Source organism: Burkholderia sp. (assembly GCF_018375725.1).
Classification (GTDB): Bacteria; Pseudomonadota; Gammaproteobacteria; order Burkholderiales; family Burkholderiaceae; genus Burkholderia.
In genome coordinates this window covers 1-16,750 of sequence record NZ_JAHACR010000004.1, presented here as the reverse complement: position 1 = coordinate 16,750, position 16,750 = coordinate 1, and the positions used below count along the sequence as shown (strand labels likewise).

At 57.1% G+C, this 16,750-nt stretch carries 15 protein-coding genes; all 15 read right to left on the bottom strand.

Annotated features, from left to right (window positions below):
* Positions 1 to 3 precede the first annotated feature (3 nt).
* Positions 4 to 1,305, bottom strand: a complete 1,302-nt coding sequence (locus tag KH616_RS02175) for a hypothetical protein (RefSeq protein ID WP_021161001.1) — start codon at positions 1,303 to 1,305, stop codon at positions 4 to 6.
* The gene (locus tag KH616_RS02170; protein WP_242610643.1) at positions 1,302 to 2,891 is read right to left on the bottom strand and encodes a hypothetical protein; all 1,590 of its coding nucleotides are present in this window, start codon (positions 2,889 to 2,891) and stop codon (positions 1,302 to 1,304) included. The genes KH616_RS02175 and KH616_RS02170 overlap by 4 nt, the downstream gene beginning before the upstream one ends.
* Before the next feature lie 483 nt (positions 2,892 to 3,374).
* Complete coding sequence (locus tag KH616_RS02165; protein WP_292234694.1) at positions 3,375 to 3,854, bottom strand: TcpQ domain-containing protein; 480 nt, start codon at positions 3,852 to 3,854, stop codon at positions 3,375 to 3,377.
* Positions 3,851 to 5,362, bottom strand: a complete 1,512-nt coding sequence (locus KH616_RS02160; protein ID WP_292234692.1) for a TrbG/VirB9 family P-type conjugative transfer protein — start codon at positions 5,360 to 5,362, stop codon at positions 3,851 to 3,853. Before KH616_RS02160 ends, KH616_RS02165 begins: the two co-directional genes overlap by 4 nt.
* Positions 5,363 to 5,366: 4 nt before the next feature.
* A complete protein-coding gene (locus KH616_RS02155) occupies positions 5,367 to 6,695 on the bottom strand; it encodes a TrbI/VirB10 family protein (RefSeq protein ID WP_292234690.1) in 1,329 nt (442 codons plus the stop codon).
* On the bottom strand, positions 6,692 to 7,459 hold the full coding sequence (locus tag KH616_RS02150) for a TrbG/VirB9 family P-type conjugative transfer protein (RefSeq protein WP_042975967.1): 768 nt from the start codon (positions 7,457 to 7,459) through the stop codon (positions 6,692 to 6,694). Before KH616_RS02150 ends, KH616_RS02155 begins: the two co-directional genes overlap by 4 nt.
* Positions 7,459 to 8,157 carry a type IV secretion system protein gene (locus tag KH616_RS02145; protein WP_292234686.1) on the bottom strand — a complete coding sequence of 233 codons (699 nt, stop codon included), beginning with the start codon at positions 8,155 to 8,157 and terminating at the stop codon, positions 7,459 to 7,461. The genes KH616_RS02150 and KH616_RS02145 overlap by 1 nt, the downstream gene beginning before the upstream one ends.
* Positions 8,158 to 8,364: 207 nt before the next feature.
* Positions 8,365 to 10,311, bottom strand: coding sequence for an ATP-binding protein (locus KH616_RS02140; protein ID WP_292234683.1), 1,947 nt, complete (start codon positions 10,309 to 10,311; stop codon positions 8,365 to 8,367).
* On the bottom strand, positions 10,308 to 10,454 hold the full coding sequence (locus KH616_RS02135; RefSeq protein ID WP_155836362.1) for a hypothetical protein: 147 nt from the start codon (positions 10,452 to 10,454) through the stop codon (positions 10,308 to 10,310). Before KH616_RS02135 ends, KH616_RS02140 begins: the two co-directional genes overlap by 4 nt.
* A gap of 64 nt (positions 10,455 to 10,518) precedes the next feature.
* Complete coding sequence (locus KH616_RS02130) at positions 10,519 to 10,809, bottom strand: hypothetical protein (RefSeq protein WP_292234680.1); 291 nt, start codon at positions 10,807 to 10,809, stop codon at positions 10,519 to 10,521.
* A gap of 37 nt (positions 10,810 to 10,846) precedes the next feature.
* Complete coding sequence (locus tag KH616_RS02125) at positions 10,847 to 12,061, bottom strand: type IV secretion system protein (RefSeq protein ID WP_080323294.1); 1,215 nt, start codon at positions 12,059 to 12,061, stop codon at positions 10,847 to 10,849.
* 158 nt (positions 12,062 to 12,219) lie between these two features.
* Entirely contained in the window at positions 12,220 to 13,005 is a 786-nt protein-coding gene (locus KH616_RS02120; RefSeq protein WP_046196825.1) for a conjugal transfer protein, read from the bottom strand.
* Between the two features lie 27 nt (positions 13,006 to 13,032).
* Complete coding sequence (locus KH616_RS02115; protein ID WP_292234679.1) at positions 13,033 to 13,794, bottom strand: conjugal transfer protein; 762 nt, start codon at positions 13,792 to 13,794, stop codon at positions 13,033 to 13,035.
* Positions 13,787 to 16,321: a type IV secretion system protein VirB4 gene (locus tag KH616_RS02110; RefSeq protein WP_292234678.1), complete on the bottom strand. Its 2,535-nt coding sequence runs from the start codon at positions 16,319 to 16,321 to the stop codon at positions 13,787 to 13,789. Before KH616_RS02110 ends, KH616_RS02115 begins: the two co-directional genes overlap by 8 nt.
* Positions 16,315 to 16,635 carry a VirB3 family type IV secretion system protein gene (locus KH616_RS02105; protein ID WP_042975973.1) on the bottom strand — a complete coding sequence of 107 codons (321 nt, stop codon included), beginning with the start codon at positions 16,633 to 16,635 and terminating at the stop codon, positions 16,315 to 16,317. The genes KH616_RS02110 and KH616_RS02105 overlap by 7 nt, the downstream gene beginning before the upstream one ends.
* Positions 16,636 to 16,750 lie beyond the last annotated feature (115 nt).

Sequence of the window (16,750 nt, the reverse complement as noted above, 5' to 3'; positions counted from 1 at the left end):
TTCCTATCCCCTGATCAGCACTTGGCCCTTAACAGTTGCCTTGAACATTGAGTTGTCAATCGTCGACTGCGGGTCAGACTGCACCACTACAGAAATAGACGAGACCAACGCATACGGTGGAAACTGTCCAAGCAGTTCAAAATCGCGGACCGGTCCATCCATGGTCCAAGTTGCGACTTTGTATGTGTTCTGCAACGAACTCGCGTCGATTCCATCTGCACCGAACAGTCCGAATGGCGTGATCGTGAACTTCCCCGCCACCTGATAACCCTGAAGCTGAGAACCGAAATCCATCGTCACGGCGTTTTCAGTTGGCGCCTGATCGAGGAACTGGCCAACCTTTCCAACAAGTCCGATTGGTGACGTAACCTGCACGTGTGCGACGTCCTGATCAAACTTATAGGCGTGCTTCCACTGTTCAGGCAACGCCGCGACAAATGTCTTATACGTACCTTGCGTCAACGCACGCTTGTAGTCGACAGCGCAAACCATTAACGCCGACGGCGTGAACGAGCACGAGGTGCCAGCTAAACGCCATCCGCCGACATCCCACGGAAGCTCGCGGAACCATTGATACCAAGGGCCAAGGTCCGTTGCTTTGAGACTCGGTGTCAAACGCGCTTGCGCGATAACGTCGTCGTACAGCTTTTGCGGATTGGGTTGCTTGGGGTCGTGATAATCCCGCCATTTCTTCATAATCACCGGGGATGCCACTTTGGCGATTAGAAAGCACGCGAGCACAATGCCAACCGCGATTCCCACCTTCCGAACGGGTAGCTGGGCCTTGGGGCGGTGCATTGCACTGCCTTCGTCCGCGTGCTCGGCCAATACCCCAATCGGCGTGGAATAGATTCCTTCAATCCCGCGAACGTCGCCGATCAGATCGAACGGTTCGTTCTTCAGCAGATCCCGATACTCGGCGACCTTTTGCTCAAGGATTTCGCCCGAGATGTCGGCGAGGTCGAATTTGTCACGCGGCTTGCCTTTGTAGATCCCAACCAGGATGAAGGTCCCGGTCTTGTTGGGATTGTTCAACGCAAGCAGCACGTTCTTCTTGAGTCCCGGGATCCGCGAAACGATCTTTGCCGCCGCGAACACCGGAACCTTGACCGCGCCAACGTCCTTCTCGGTCAGGTCCGCAGCGGGCAGCAATCCGACTTGCAGGGCTTCGTCGTCAGTCCAGATCAGCACCGACTTATGTTCTCGGGCCCGCGAGATCGCCATCGACTCGGGTGTACCACCGCCAACCAGGCGCTTCCACGCGAGTCCGAATGCAACCTTTTTCCCGTTGACGTCAATAATCATGAGTCAGCGTCCTGAACAGCGGCAGACAGAATGATGATGGTGGTCACACGTTCAGAATCTGCAGTCTTGGAGCCACCAGCGATCAACGGAACGTTCGGTGCGAGACCGCGTCGATCGAACTGATTCGTCTTTTGCTCGAAGCCCGTCAAAATGAGCGTTCCGCCGTTGCGTACAATCGCGTCGACGGTAGCGCCCTCGCCGCTTGTGTTCGGAAGTTGGACCGACTGCTGATTTGATCCCGATCCCGAGGTGAAGGTCTGCAGTGACTGCAGCGTCGACTGGTCGATCGACACCGTCAAATTGATCGAGTTATGGGCGGTTACGCTCGGATACAGCATCAGTTTGAATCCGACCTGATCCTGCGATGTCGTGATACCCGGGATCCCACCCGTTCCACCGGCGGTGGACGTTGCGGGCGTCGTCGCGGACACGTACGAGAACGTCTGGCGTACGTTGTAGTACATGCCATGCCGGTTCTGAATCGACAGCGGGATCTCGGTGGACGTCGATACCCGCCCGATTTCCTGAAGCGCCTGAACGATGGCCGTCGTACCCTTGAACGCACCACTCGTAATGCTCAGTCCGAACTGCCCCGCGTTGTTGACGCCGTTTTGACCGATAAGCGAAACGGGTGAAATTGACGACAATTGGAATCCTGGAATGCTTTGCAGGGCCTTCGTCATCACGGCGTTCCAGTCTACCGCTGCCTGACCGGTGTCAGTTGTGTGCACCTGGATCATCTGGAGCCGCACCAGCACCATCTTCGACAGAATTTGCGTCTGGAATTTGATGATTTCTTCTGCTTTGTCGACCGCCTCTTTTGTATCCGTGAGTGTGATCGAGCCAATCGCAGGATCCGCCGAGATCGAGCCAGCGCGGGTCATGATCGTCTGGATCGACGCCTTGACCGAATTCACCTCGCTGATGTTTGTCGCTTCACTCTTGATCGGCGAGTCCTGCTGCTGCGACTGCGTATTCAGCGCGTTCGTATTGTTCGACTGTTGTGTCGACCCGTTGAACGCCGTCGTATAGGACATCGATCCGGGTTTGATCGGCAGCAACCACGTCTTCGTGACCATCCGGTAGAAACGGATCACGCCTTTCTGGTCGTCGTATTTCCAGTTGATTCCGAGCCGGGTCGCGATGAGGTCGAGGGTGCGCGACAATGCCATCTCACCCGGTTCGAACTGTACGTCCATCGGCGTATCGATCGATGCAGACCCCGAGTATCCTTGCAACCCACCCAAGCCCTCCCCCGTCGTGGGAATCGGCGGAAGCACTCCCTTTGCCGCCGTCGGCAGAGGTGCAGCCGGCGCCACGCCCGCGCCCTGTCCGACCCCGGCAGTCTTGAGGTCCTCACTCGATTGGCCTCTCGGCAGTAGGGCCGACGCCGGCAGATAGACGTCGCTGTCGATTTTGACCGGGATACCCGTCGACAAAGTAATCCGCTCCGCGGCCACCGGAAGCGACACACGCCGGCCGGGGAACATCATGTCCGTATTGACATTCTTCTGCAGTGCGCGCGGGAGCACGACATCGCGACTCAACGCGACTGCCTTCCCAGCGAGAAATGGCGTATCAATCATCTCGTCTCGCACACGGACTTGTTCCGAGTTCGCGATTTGATCGAAGAGTTTCTGCCGTGATTCCGCCTGGATCCTCGAGTTGTCCTCAGATGCTCCCTTCGTCTCCCTCTCCAAAGTGGGAGACACACATCCCGAAAGAGTCAGGGCGGCTACAAGCGGCGCAAGCACGAGGCATTTCATCTCACGTTTCATCGGTCTACCTTGGTATCGTCGGTCTTGTCGACCAGGGCGTCATTAAGGCCACGTCGGTATCGATGCTCCTGCAAGGGAGTGGCGGTTCGACGCCCGACCTTTACCTTTTCCTAGCAGAAAGTAAAACACGCCCGAGATGGTAGAACTACGCAGAAACAGCGCCTATTGCGGGCACCTTTCCAGCCGGAATGACGTGTCCACAACTGGAGATATCACTGCGGGCAACCGGGTGACCAGAAATGCGAAAGGGCGCCAACGGCGCCCTCGTCCGACAACTGCAACTGCACACTCCTACCTTTTGCACGGGGTCGTCAGAGGCACCACCTGGACCCAGTTATTCGCGTAATAGCAGCCGTGCACGGCAAGGTCGCCACGCTCGGTGGCTTTCAAAGTAGCCCGAACGGCATCAACAAAAGACATGTTCCGCCACGTGTACTCGCCTGTGATGTCGATGTCCCGATCGACATCCCACTCAGAATTCCACCCAGCCTCGCGCCCCCAGCGGGCGATCAGTTTCCGGAAATTTTCATCGCTCGCTCGGACCGCGAACTCCTGCGTCGTTTGGGGAATCCCGGCATCACCGCCAGCCACTACCGTCGCGACGGATGAATTATTGGCAACGGTGACGGCAGCTCCGGATGCTGGAGCAGCGGCCACGGCAGCCGCCCCGGGGACGAACGCTTGATTCTTATGCCCCTGCGCCGCCGCGAACGGCACTACGAGGGCAAGAGCGGCAGCGGCCCCACGCTGCAGTAAAGTCGATTTCTTCATTTCGCAGTAGTCCCGGCAGTGGGTTGAAGCACGACCACGTAACGGCTGTCGCCCACGTGAGTCAGATCCAGTGTCTTGCCGTCCAGGGTGAGCGCCATCTTTTCCCGTACGGGCATCGTGAATGCGGTCGGATCCGTCCACTTCACGGAGATGTCCGAGTTATCGGCACGATCCACGGCGTACATCGTTTTTGGCGAGGTCCGCAGCTTCACCGTCAGGACGGAATTGGCTTCGCTGAGCGTCTCGATCCCGGCCTTCCAATTGATCTTCGTCAGGCCGCTGAGATCCGGCTCCGCGTAGATCAATTTGGCCTCCTTGTCCACCCCGAGATTGCATGCGGCCGCACTCGCCTTACCCAGATCGACAACCTTTGCATCAAAATCCGGCTCACGATCAACTGGCGGAACGGTGATCTTCTTGTCCGCGACACCCACGCCCCAGGTGAGCTGGTAGTGCTCCTTCTCGGCGAATACCGCCAAGGTTGAGCGAAGGGAAATTCCGCCGCTTCCGCTCGAGTTATCTCCATTGCTGGAATTCCCGTAACCGGCAAGCGATGCAAGACGTCGAGCCCCTTCCTCGCGAGAGATCAGACCCGCTTGAAGATCCGCCTTGATTGCATCCGCCTTGAACGCCGGCGAATCTGGCGACGCGTAGTTCACCGGAACCTGCGCCGGCTTGCTGTAGACGCGAATCTCGGCGTCGAGCCCGTCAGCACCGGAGGTATCAGCCGTCACATTGATCACGCTCGGCGGAACGCCATTTTTGACAAGCCAGTCCCGCACCGCGCCAGCGCGATTCTCCGCCAGAGTTTCCATCATGCTGTCGTCGTCGCGCCCCATAATGACAACGCGGCTCGCCTTCTTCGCCGCCGACAAAATCTCCGACGTCGCAGATCGCTTCGGAACCAGAAGCTTCGAACTGCCGCGCTTGAACTGGACGTCGAACTTGTCTTCTGTCGGAAGTTCCGTAGCCCACGAAGCATTGTCCCCAATCACTGGCGTTGCATAGCTATTCGCCTGCATTGCCTGATGCACGTACACCGGGCGACTGCGCTGCGTAATGGCATACAGGCCGTCCACGTCGACGTGCGATGCCGGCACCGTCCCAGGCTCATTCACCCGTGACAGGTCGACCACGTGCGGCTTGGCACCGTCGTACTCTACGACCCCGGTCTCCTGGCCTCGTTGGAATACAAAGCGATTCGCGACGAACGGCACGGTGTAGTAGATGCCTTCCTGATTCGGCTCGAGCAGCTTGCGAGATCCAGCATCGTCGAGCTGAATCACCGGCGCCGTCTTCCCGACAGGGAACTGAAAATAGGTCTTCGAACCATCATCGAACACCTGACTCGGACGAACGCCTGAACCGCCTGTGGTTCGATATGCGAAGTCGTAGTTCTGATTCGATGCTGCAGGCAGCGGCGCCGTAGCACATCCCGTCATGGCCAGCCCCGAAACCACGATAGCGAGGAAGCGCAGTTGCGCGACGGATTTCAAACTGAGTTTCACGATCTCACCTATGGTATGGCGGCAGCACAAGATCTTTCCCGAGGACGATACTCACAGGGGAACCCGGAGGAACGGTAATCGTCGGCGGAATGTTGTTGTAGCGGTTCAACACCGTCTGAGACGTCTGGACCATAATCTGGCCAGCGGCATTGAGCGGTGAACTGCTACCCGCATAAACGTTGTTATTGCCACTGTTCTTCGGCGTCGTAGCATATGCGATCGCAGCAGGGATGATGGCTGTCGCAAAAATCTGCAGGATGTGGTTGTTCACGTCCCCAGACAGACCCGTTGCGCCGCCCGAATCGGCGCCTTGTGAATTCGGCGTGTCCACGCAAATACCATCCGGACGGCAGATTCGACCCACCGCAACCTCAATCCGCGACTGGCCAAGACGGATATCCCCATTGTTCCCGCCACTGATCGACGAACCCGCCGGAATCATGACCTGTGTGCCAGTAACCGAGTCGTAGACATCGCTGACTACGCGCATCTCGATAGGGCCAGAGAGGTCGCTATCCACCTTTCGCGTCGTAACCGCTTGAATGAGGGTATTGCTGCGCACGTAGTACCTGGCCGGTGGGGCATACGCCGTTTCAGCCGAGTGGTCCGATAGCTTCGAGTTGTAATCCGTCAGCCATTGCGAATTCGCCGTCGCTCCCGCACCCGGGTTGTTGCCGCTTTGCATTCCGGGCATGTGTTTCAGAATATTGCTCATGTCCGACGCACTCGCGAGCTCACTCCGCTGCAGGTCGCTCATCTGAGGCGGGACATAACCCGGCGGCATATTCCCCTGAGCCGAACCCGATTGACCGGCATTCGATTTAACCAAGACGGGCGAGTTTCTGATCATGGACTCGCGGTCTGGATCAGCCACTCCCCGACCGCCCCTCGCACCATTCGCGGCCATCGTCGGTGGAAGCGGAGGCAACGCGCCAGCAGGAGGCAAACCCACCGTAGAAGATGCGGCTCCTGGCGTTTGCGCCGGCGCCACACCCATCCGTCCGCTATTCGCCGATTGAGCAGCTAGCAGCTCCTGTTGCTTCTTCAGAGCCTCGGCCTTCTGCTTGCCTTCCTGAATTTTCTCGAGTTGGACATTCTGTTCCGCAGCTGCCTTGTCCTTATCAATGGATGAAGGGTCCGCCGCTGGACCGAGTTCGGTAGCATGAGGAGGAGTCGGATTGAAATCGTGTCGATGCACGCTCTTTCCGCCGAACTTGATATAAGCCGCCACGAGGACGACCGCGCCAAGAAGAAGCACAATCTTCCAGTGCATGTTCTTCTTGGGCAAGCCTCCGTCGTTGGCTTCCGGATCGATGATCGACTTGTTGGTCATTGAGCGACCTTGTTGTTCGTGATCTCGACTTCTTCCTTGCCGATCTTCAGCAGGAACTTGTGCATGACCTTCGTGACCTTCAGGTATTTCCCATCGACAACAGGATCGAGTGCCGCATAACGGTTATCCGGCGTAACCCAGAAAACTGCCGGCCAATCCTGGATGTTTGCGGGCATCTGGATCCACGTAAACGTGCCGTTGTCGATCACCTGGACCGGTTTGAACGGAGCATTGCCGCTGATCCGATAGTCGAAGTTCAACTGTTCAACATCGACGCCGCGCGTCAGCGGGTCGCTTGCCGTCGGCCCCACACCAGAAGCCTGGGGAGCAGCAGTCGTCGCGATCGGTTGCAACATCGACGTGCCGGGATATCCCCACGTAACCCGTTGGTACCACTTGCCCACATCCGCTTCCGTCGAGCGCAGCATGAGTTGGTACGTGCGACGATCTGTAACGACCGTGCCCGACGTCACAACATCGTCGTACTTCGGCCGAATAAAAATGTGGCCCGCAACGCCTGTTTCGCAGTCCCAGGAGAAAGAATCGCCGAGGGCAACGCCCTTCACAACCTCTCCGGCTTCCAGTTGGATATCCGTAACAGCCTTGGGGCGAGTGAGGATCTGATACGTGTTGTTCGGATCGAAGTCGAAACGGACGAGTCGAGTGTCACCCGGCAGCGGAGTTGCAATCAACACTGCGTGGGCGCTCAGCGGACCCGCGAGGAACAGAATCGCGGCGAGAATTCTCACAATGAACGACATCATTAAAAGTCCTCGACGCGGGCGAAGTGGGTAATGTAGAGGCCGACGGGATTGCTCGCAATTTCCTCCTCGCTCTTCGGCGGGGAGATCGCGTAGTGGACCGTAATCCGATATTGCTTCGTATCCGGATCTCCCGTACCGCCACCGGCCACGGTCGTCAAGAAGATGAAGCCGACGCCGTTCTCGCCTGGGTCAACACTCTTGACGTGAACGACGCGTGTGTACTGCGCGTTGAGCGCCAATTTGCCGAAGGGGTTGTCGTCCCTCATCATTTGGGCAAACTCGCCGACGGCCGCGCCTCGGCAAAGCGCCTGCGCGGCCTTTAGATCTTTCTGCGATGTGTACTGGTCGATGGTGAGCGCCTTCTCTGCCCAATGCCTGAGGAAATAGGAGCGCATGTTGCGATTCGGCGTGAATTGCACAGCGGCGACAGCGCCCCCGTTGGCAACTGCACCATCGGCCTGCGGTTGCACCATCCACGGAACGATGGTCTTGAGTGGCAAGAGGCGATAGAAGTCCGCGGCCATCACAACCAAGCCAAAACCCATGACCACGGCGATGATGAACCATCGTGCCGAGTTGGCCTGGCTTGTACCGATGATTTCGAAGAATTCGCGCTTGGCCTTGTCGTATGCCGTGACCGGCCCGGCATTTCCCGCCATCAGTACGTCGACTGGTTTTTCTTTCCGATTGAACAGCATGCTTCCCGCTCCGAGATTTCTTAGCAGGAAGTAAAACATGGGGGCTTAGTGGTCAACCATTCTAAAAGAACGCCTAAGAAGGGGTTCTTTCCCCGGGTGGACTGCTCCGATACCTGATGGCGACCGTAACACTGCTCCTCGACTAACCCCAAAAGAAAAGGCAGGCCCGTGGAAACAGGGCCTGCCCCGATCGTGAAAGGACTCAGATCAGTTGCGAGAGATCGTTTCTCGGGCCTCCACGATATCGTCGACCGTGAGACTAGCTTCCTCGCCATCCAGCATCCTCACGGCACACTGGTTCACAGCTTCTTGAAGGATTGCGTCGACGTTTGCAATCGACTCTCCTTTCAGGGCATCCACCACACGAGCCACGAAACTGTTCAACGGCTCGATGCCTCGTTTTTCCAGCCAGCCGGAGACGAATGTCTCGATACCCACTTCATCAGGCAGCTCGAAGCGTACCTTCTCGGTAAAGCGGCCGCCACGCATTGCAGCCTCATCGATATCGTCCACGAAGTTCGTGGCCGCGACGAAAACGATATCCGGTGTTTTGCCAGCCGCGCCGTCCATCGAGACCAGGACTTTGTTGGTCAGGGCCGAGACGTTGGACATCTGGCGGTTCCGGAGAATATCGTCGGCCTCATCCAAGAACACGATCACCGGACGAATGTCCTTCGCCTCGCGGATCAGTTTGTCCCACGATGAGGGATCAGCCATCAGCGTACTGCCTGTGGTCTGCAAGAACGCCCATCCCGTAGCCTTTGCCAGAGCACGTGCCGCTTCGGTCTTTCCCGTTCCCGGAGGACCATAGAACACGATTCCTGTCGGCGCTTTGCCGCCCATTTCCTCGATCTGGCTGATTTTGGACATACGGGTTGCGATCGCCTTCAGACGCTTGCTCGACGGGACAGATAGGATGATCTCGTCCAGCCCTTTCGTATTCTCCGGGATCTTGCCTGCGCGACCTTGCAGAGCTCGCATCGCAGCCATCAAATCGTCGAAGTCAAAGCTATTCCGATTGGTCTTCCGCTTGACTTCCCGAATTTGCTCACCAACCGACTGGATGCGCTTGCTGGAATAGCCGACCCAACGCTTGGCTGCTCGTTCCACTGCTGCTTGCGGAATTTCCACATACGGCACATAACGTTTGAGCGAGGCATCGAGAAGTGCGAGACGGGCAGGTTCATCCGGCGTCGGAACTTCGATTTTGAAATCGAAGCGTCCTTCCCGCATCCCGGCCGCATCGAGCTTGTCGAGGTAGTTCGTTGCAGCAACCACGACGACACGATGCGCACGGATGTCCACCAGCTCCGTCAGCAGTGCGTTCGTGATCTTCCCTTCCTCACCGCCGGACTCTGCCATCCCAGCCCGGTCGACGAGCAGACTGTCGGCTTCGTCGATGAAGAGCATGCACGGAGCGTGCGCCTTCGCGTCCGCAAACGCCTGAACGATGCTTTCCGTCGTCTGGTTCTTCCAACGGCTGGCCACGTCGCTGTTTCGCAGCTTGATCAGCGGAAGCTTGAATTCCCCGGCCAAGCACTCCGCAAATTCCGTTTTGCCATTCCCCGGCTCACCGTGTAGGAGGATACCGTTGCGCGGATCCTCGCCCTCCGAGCGCTTCGCCAAAATATCCGACACGGCGCCGCGGAGGCGATCCTTCAGCTCCTCCATCCCCACGAGCGAATCAAGGGTCTTTCGCGGAGTCGCAACCGGAAGATGCGGCAGCGGCGTAGAGCCTGTTTCCTGCGGATTGTTCACGACCATGGCGCGCTCGCGTTCATCAGCAGCCTCAGGGAACTTCCGGGCAAGCCACGGGTAGACCGAAAGAATCGGCAGAAAACCTGCGAACCCCCAGAACTCACCAGCATCCGCATGACCCGAAAGCAGCGCGATCCAGCTAAACGCAAAGACAGTAATTGCCACGTAAGCGATAGCCCAGAATCGAATGGCCGCAAGACCGAGGACCACAATAACGACCGACGCGACTCGGCCGTAAAGAACCACGTCATGCGTCGATTGGTTCGACGTGAGCAGCTGCCACGTCTCCCAGGCCCATGCAACCGCTGACAGGACCGCGAACGCAAGAAGTGCGATGACCGCCAGGCCGAGAAGCGTATCGAGAGGGTTCGATTGACGATAACGGCCGTTCATCATTCGCCTCCATGGGCCGGCGAACGAGCCGAATCGAAGTGAACTTGGGCGCTGCGTGACGAATGGTCCACGTTCAGGCTGGTGTTGTAGTACCAGCCATAGCAGGCAAGCGCAGCAAACAGAATGGTTCGGTAGAGGGTGGTCATGTTTCCGATCTCCTTACCCCCTAATGTACGTGAAGGCGGTACGGAAACAAGCCCCCACGAGTGACTAGAAGAGAAGGCGGTAGATGAAGGGGATCGCTTCCAGGACTGTCCACAAGATGAGCCCACCGATCCCCACGAGAAAGACGACGGGCTGCTCAATAAGCGTCCGCGCCAGTGTCACACCAATCGCACTTGGGACGGACTCCCGAATCATTGCGTGCAACTGGTTTTCCCTCGCATCCCATTCCTCTTCGGTATCCGGCCCCGCGCGAAGCATATGAAGCGTTTCCACAAATGCTTCCCGGAAAGACCTCTTCGTCTGGCGTTCGTCGCCTTGTGCCTCGCTGGTGCTCATGCCATTCCTTTCATATGCCTATCAACAGGTCGAAAAATTAGCGCTTGGACGTACTGCCACCGCGTGCTTGCGCCATGGTTGCCCGAACACCTCCGCTCGAGGACATAGTGTTTCTGGACCCGCTACTCCCACCGCCGCCACGGACCCCGCCACCGCCACCCCGAATCCGGTTGAGCGCGGCCTGGCCGGCCGACTTCAGGCCTTGGCCGGCTGCGCGAGCACCCTTACCCGCGAGCTGGCCCGAGCGTTGGGCGGCCGAACCAAGGCCCCTATGCGGCCCCCAGTTCTTCACGCTACTCCAGGCGCTAAAGCCCATACCAACCCGAGAACCACCTTGGAGCAGCCCCATCGCAATGCCGTTGATCTCCGACATCATGTAGGCGATCACCAAGGCGAGTACGACCAGGACCACATACAGAATGACGTTCGTGGCCGTCGCCCCCTGCGCAACGGTTGTCATGGTGGTCATCAAGGTGTTGGTCATTTTGATCATGATTGCGCCGACGATCTGCATCATGCCGGCGCCAATCATGTACTTCAACCACCCATCGAAAAGGAAAGTGGTGTACGGCATCAGAAGCCAAGGCACCATCACGGGCGCAACTGCCAAGCCGATATATACCTTCATCTGCGAGAGGATGTAATTCCCTGCCCACAACGCCGCGGCTCCGGCCACAATCACGGTCGTCGCCAACTTCAGAATCACAATTGCGAGACCGGCGAGAATCGATCCGAGATCGAAATCACCGATCGTATGGAAGAGCGACGAAAACCAGTTGCTCCCACTCGACCCCGACGACGTCGAGCTTCCGTCCGCACTTGCCCAAAGACTGGAGATCGCGGTGAAAAAACTCTTGAAGCCACCGGACAAATTCGTACCAGCGCCAAACTGGTTCGAAATTTGGGAGAAAGTCTGTGTAAGAGCGTTCTGCGAGCTCGAGTTCAGGCACGCCATCACAATGCCGAGCATTAGGATCTGGATGATGATCTGCGCGAAGACCTCGCCCAAAGACTCGCCCTTTAGCATTCCGGTGATCGCTGTCCAGACGAACATCACGCTGAAGAGCACCCACTCCAGTTCGGCACCGTCTGCAGCCAGGGTACCGCTCATATTGCTGAAATTTGACTGAATCGTGCTTTCCAGTTGATTCAGATCATTCGTCACCTGAGAGACGAAACCCGAGTCCGCCGCGGAAATCGAGATCCCCGACGAGCCAGAGTTCTGCGCGAAAGCCGAGAGCGAGAATAGCATGCACGCGATAAACGCCACGACCGATAGCAGCCCAGATATCCCCGCTCCGTCCGACGATCTTTTCGATGACATTTGCACACTCACACTGAACATACCGGCTTCCTTAGAAACTATTCGCCTAACCGCCACTTACCCGCCCATGCGTCGGGCGGGCCCCTTCAGTTCGTCGCTCCGCTGCCGGAGGTTCGGTAGATAGGCGAACCGTTCCTCAATCCGTTGACCAGCGAGCTCATGTTTCCGTTGTCGGTGCTGATGGTCTGGTCGATAGACTGAAGTGCATCGTTGTTGCGCTGCTTTGCGATCGCCTTATTCATTTCTTCCACCGCTTTCGCGCTACCGTTGGTCGACTGGAGCTGTTGCATCAGTTGCGCGTTCTGCATGACGACCCGGTTCATCTGCTGGTTCATCAACTGCATCGACTCGTGGATGCCCGACGTTGTCGGGATCTGCGATTGCCACTGCTGCGCCATCGCATAGTCCTGCTGGATGGCGTTAAGCGTATTGACCTCATTCTGCGCACGAATCTGCGCAGCGCCAATGCCGTTCTGGATATCCTGCTTTTGCTTCGCCATAAACTGATCCCACGTCATGTTGCTCAGCTGGGCGGCCGAGAACTGAGTAGCGATCTGGTTCGACATTCCGGACAGGTTGCCGTACAGCGAATTCAGCGAATTGATGTAGCCGTTGATATTCGTCAGATTGAGGTTGCCCACGCTCTTCAGCGTGTTCAATGCCTCCGGCCCAATCGATGCGAGTTGCTTTACCTCATTCTCATACTGCAGGATCTGCGTCGAGTACTGCTGTGCTGTCTTGAGAACAGACTGGACCGTTTGTGCCGCCGTGATCAGGTTCTGCGCGTAGTTCGACGGATCGAAAACAATGTACTGGGCAAACGACGACGTCGAAGCAAACATCAACAGCACGGCACCAAAAATCTTTTTCATGGCTTTTCCTTTCGAATCGTGTGAGAACTACTGCAGGCCGTTGATCAACGACTGACTATTCTGGTTGTCCTGCTGAATGGCGCCATTGAAAATCGTCCGTGCCGCAGCGTCCTGATTCCTTCTACCAAGTTCATCGGCCTCGCTAGTAGCCTTAAGTGCGCCATTCTTGTCGACGAGCATCTTGATGATTTGCGAGTTCTGCATGAGCACTCGGTTCATCTGGGTATTCAGCAACTGTACATCCTCATTCGTTCCCATCGTGGCCGGAATTCGCGCCTGCCACTGCGCAGCCATCGCGTAGTCGTTCTGCACTGCTTGGAGCATCGCGGCTTCGTTCTGAGCACGAATTTGAGCCGACTGGAGCCGGGCCTTGATCGCAGCTTGCTGAGATGCCAGATACTGAGGCCACGTCTGTCCGGACAGTTGCGCTTCCGTGAAGCGGTTGTTCAACGCAGCAGACACATTCTTCAAGTCGCCAACGACGTTCTGCAAGCTGGACACGTAACTGTTCACACCCAGCAGATCGGCAACGGTGGCCCCACCTAACGCAGCAAGCTGCTGCGGATTGATCGCCGCCAACTGCTTGACTTGCATCTCGTACTGCTGCATTTGCAACGCATACTGTTGCCCTTGCAAGATCACTTTCTGGGCGGTCTGCGCGGCTTTGATGACGTTCTGCGAGAAGTTGGTCGGATCGAACACCAAACCGCACGTGAACACCGGCATACCGCCGGCGTAGCACGAACCCGAACACAGGATGGCCAGGAAAGCTGCAACGACTTTATTCATTTTTTGCGACCTCTCCCAAACGGACCATTTCCTCGATGTACTGCTCTTCCCAATCCGGAACCAGCTTGGCGCGGAATTCCTTGTATTTCTGAATCGCGAGCTGATCCGACCGAAGGCAGGCCAGCATCTCCGGCGGAAAACGGACGTTTGCCATGCGCGACATACCCTCCGGATTCACAAAGTAATACTGCACCTTCCGTGTCGCTGTCCGGATGCGCTCGATCTGCTCGTCGTTGAGTTGGAACTTGTTGCGATACAGGTCCAAGTGCGCCATCACGCTAGGATTCGGCAGGAAGATCCGGTTCTGAATGTTGTCGATGATCGTGGTGAAGATGTCGCTGTCAGCAATTTCTTTTAGCGACTGTGTAGTCATCCCGACGATCGCGTTTTTCTTAGCGAGTGTGCGTAGCCAGTTGTCGAAGCGCTCACGCAGCTTTTTGTTCTTGAAGAGATACCAAACCTCCTCAAGGTAGATCAGCGTCGGCTTGATCCCTTGCTCCGGATCAAGAACCAGCATCTCGTCGATGCAGAAGAACGCGTAGTCGATAAAGACAGGGGCCAGGATCTCATCCTCGAGTAACCCTCCCATCTCAACGTCGGTGAACGACGACAACTTGAAATCATCCTCCGAGCTATCGAAATGCGGGTACGTGCCACCGTCCTCAAGCCAGGGCTGCAACTCCTTGTACAGATCGTTCGAAATCGCCTTCATGAAGTCTGCGAGGCGCGACAGTCGCCAGTTTTCCGGCGGCTGATCAGCCAGCATGTTGAGCGCCTTGTTCATGTCGAGCTCGTCTTCGGTCTTCCACTCGTATTGCCGAAGAGTCACGATCAGCTGCAGCCACCGCATCAGCCATCCCCGCTTCGTCGGATCATTTACGACGCGCAGAGGATTCATGCGAGGTGCCTTGCCCGTGCTGGGGTTCATGTCGATATGCTTCGCACCCTGAAGACCCGAGGCGACATAGCACGAATAGTCCTTATCGAAGATCAGGACATTGCACGGGTGATACTTGAAGAACTGCGAAATCAGGAAATTGAGCAGCGTCGTCTTACCCGAACGCGACGGGCCCACCACGAAGAAGTGAGGCAAGTCCCCTTGGTGGAAGTTGTAGTTGAATGGAACGTTGTGCTCGGTCGGCAAAAGTGCCAAAGCCGGAATCGGGCGCTGCAGCTGCCCTGACAGGTGCGAATTTCGACGTTCGCCGGTCCGAATCGCTCGGAGTTGTGCCAGATCTGCAAGATTCCCCACGTTGATGAAGCCCCAGCGGACGATGTTTGCCCATTGGCCCGGCAATGTCGCCGTGAACGCCGAGAGCGCGTACATTCGTTCGCGAACCACCTTCGCACCGACAGCGGTGCGCATCGTGCTTCCGACGTCTTTTAGCGTCTGCTCCATCTCTTCTTCGGTATCACCGTGGCAGAGAATGGTCATGTTGTAGTGCCCGTAGGCACGGTCGAGCGCCGTCAGATCTTCCAGCGCAGATGACGCGTCTTCAGCCAACGCGAGTTTGCCGGCATCGATCTTGTCCGACTCCGTTTTCGTCATCTGTTCCACCAAATGCGTCGTCCAACGCTTGGTGCTGGCCATGAAATGGTCCTGCGTGGCCTGGATGTACTTCTTCGCCCGTTCGTTGCCCCAGAACTCGAAGCACTGGCTGACGGTAATTTCACCGTCGATTTGCAGTAGCGGATCAGTCACGCCTGGCGCGATGATGTTCGGCCAGTTCTTCACGCTCATGGCGCCCACGTAGCGCGTGACGTCACCCTCGAATTCAAGGTGCTTCTTCTTCCGTCGAAGCGTCGAGTCCGGCAAGTACGTATTGAGGTACACCGGGATATCCGGGATTGCCACACGGTGGTGATCGTTCGGCGGACTCACACGCTGGTGCATGAAGGTCATCAACTCGTTGCTCTGCAGTCGGCGAAAGCCAAGCGAGTTCACCGTCGTCTCGAACTCTTCGAGGATCTGGCGAAAGTGAGTTTCGTGTGCGTCAAACTGCTCGAATGCAAGCGCCGCGTTCTTCTTCGCCGAAGTCGCCGAGAACAGGATCGCACTCAAGGCTTTGAACATCCCAACCTTGTGCCGATCCATGTGATTCGTCAGCTTGTCGAAAAAACCGCCCGAGCCACCGAGATTGCGGTAGACCACTGCAAAGTAGTGACGATTCTCGTACTGACGCTGGCCGAACAGGTGTTGTTTCCACGACAGATCCAAGAACTTGCCGATCGCCGTCGGGAAATCTGCGTCCGGATAGTATTCCGTCCGACGGCGGTCCATGATGGACCAAACCAGGATATGTTCATCAAATCCCTTGAGAGCTCGCTCAAAGTTTTCGACGAACCCATCCGTTTCGATAGGGAGACGGCCCTCGGCATCAATACCCGCGACCTCGTACACCACCATCATCGATCCGTCGAGGTTGAACACCATATCTGCGGCGTTCATACCCATCCACGGTACGAGTTCCGAGAAACTCTTTACCGATTTCAGATATGAGCCGAGGACTGCCTTGATACTCAACATAAGATGTCACGCCCAAAGCCATGCGGCCGTTTGACTTTCGATTTCCGATCGATCCTGACCCAGGGGTCATAGACGTCGGACTGTCGGCTGTACTGCGTGTAGATCAGGAAGATGTTCTCGTCACGCTTCGTCAGCCACACCAGGAAAAGGTGCACTGCTACGCAAAACGGGAAGTACAGCCAGATCCGCCACACTCCCAACATTGCGATCGCGATCGCCAGGTGGACTTTTGCGAGACGCTCTTCCACTCCGGCGATCGTCTTGATACGCATCAGGGACGAGTGGATTACCGTGGTTCGAGGTTCGTAATCCATCTCATCCCCTTTACGCGCCCGAGCAGCCGCTGCCCGTACCGCCGCCGTCCGTCTGGATCGCGCCGAGCCACGTTGCCGCCTGCAGCGCGATCGAGATGCCGACGATCACGGCAAG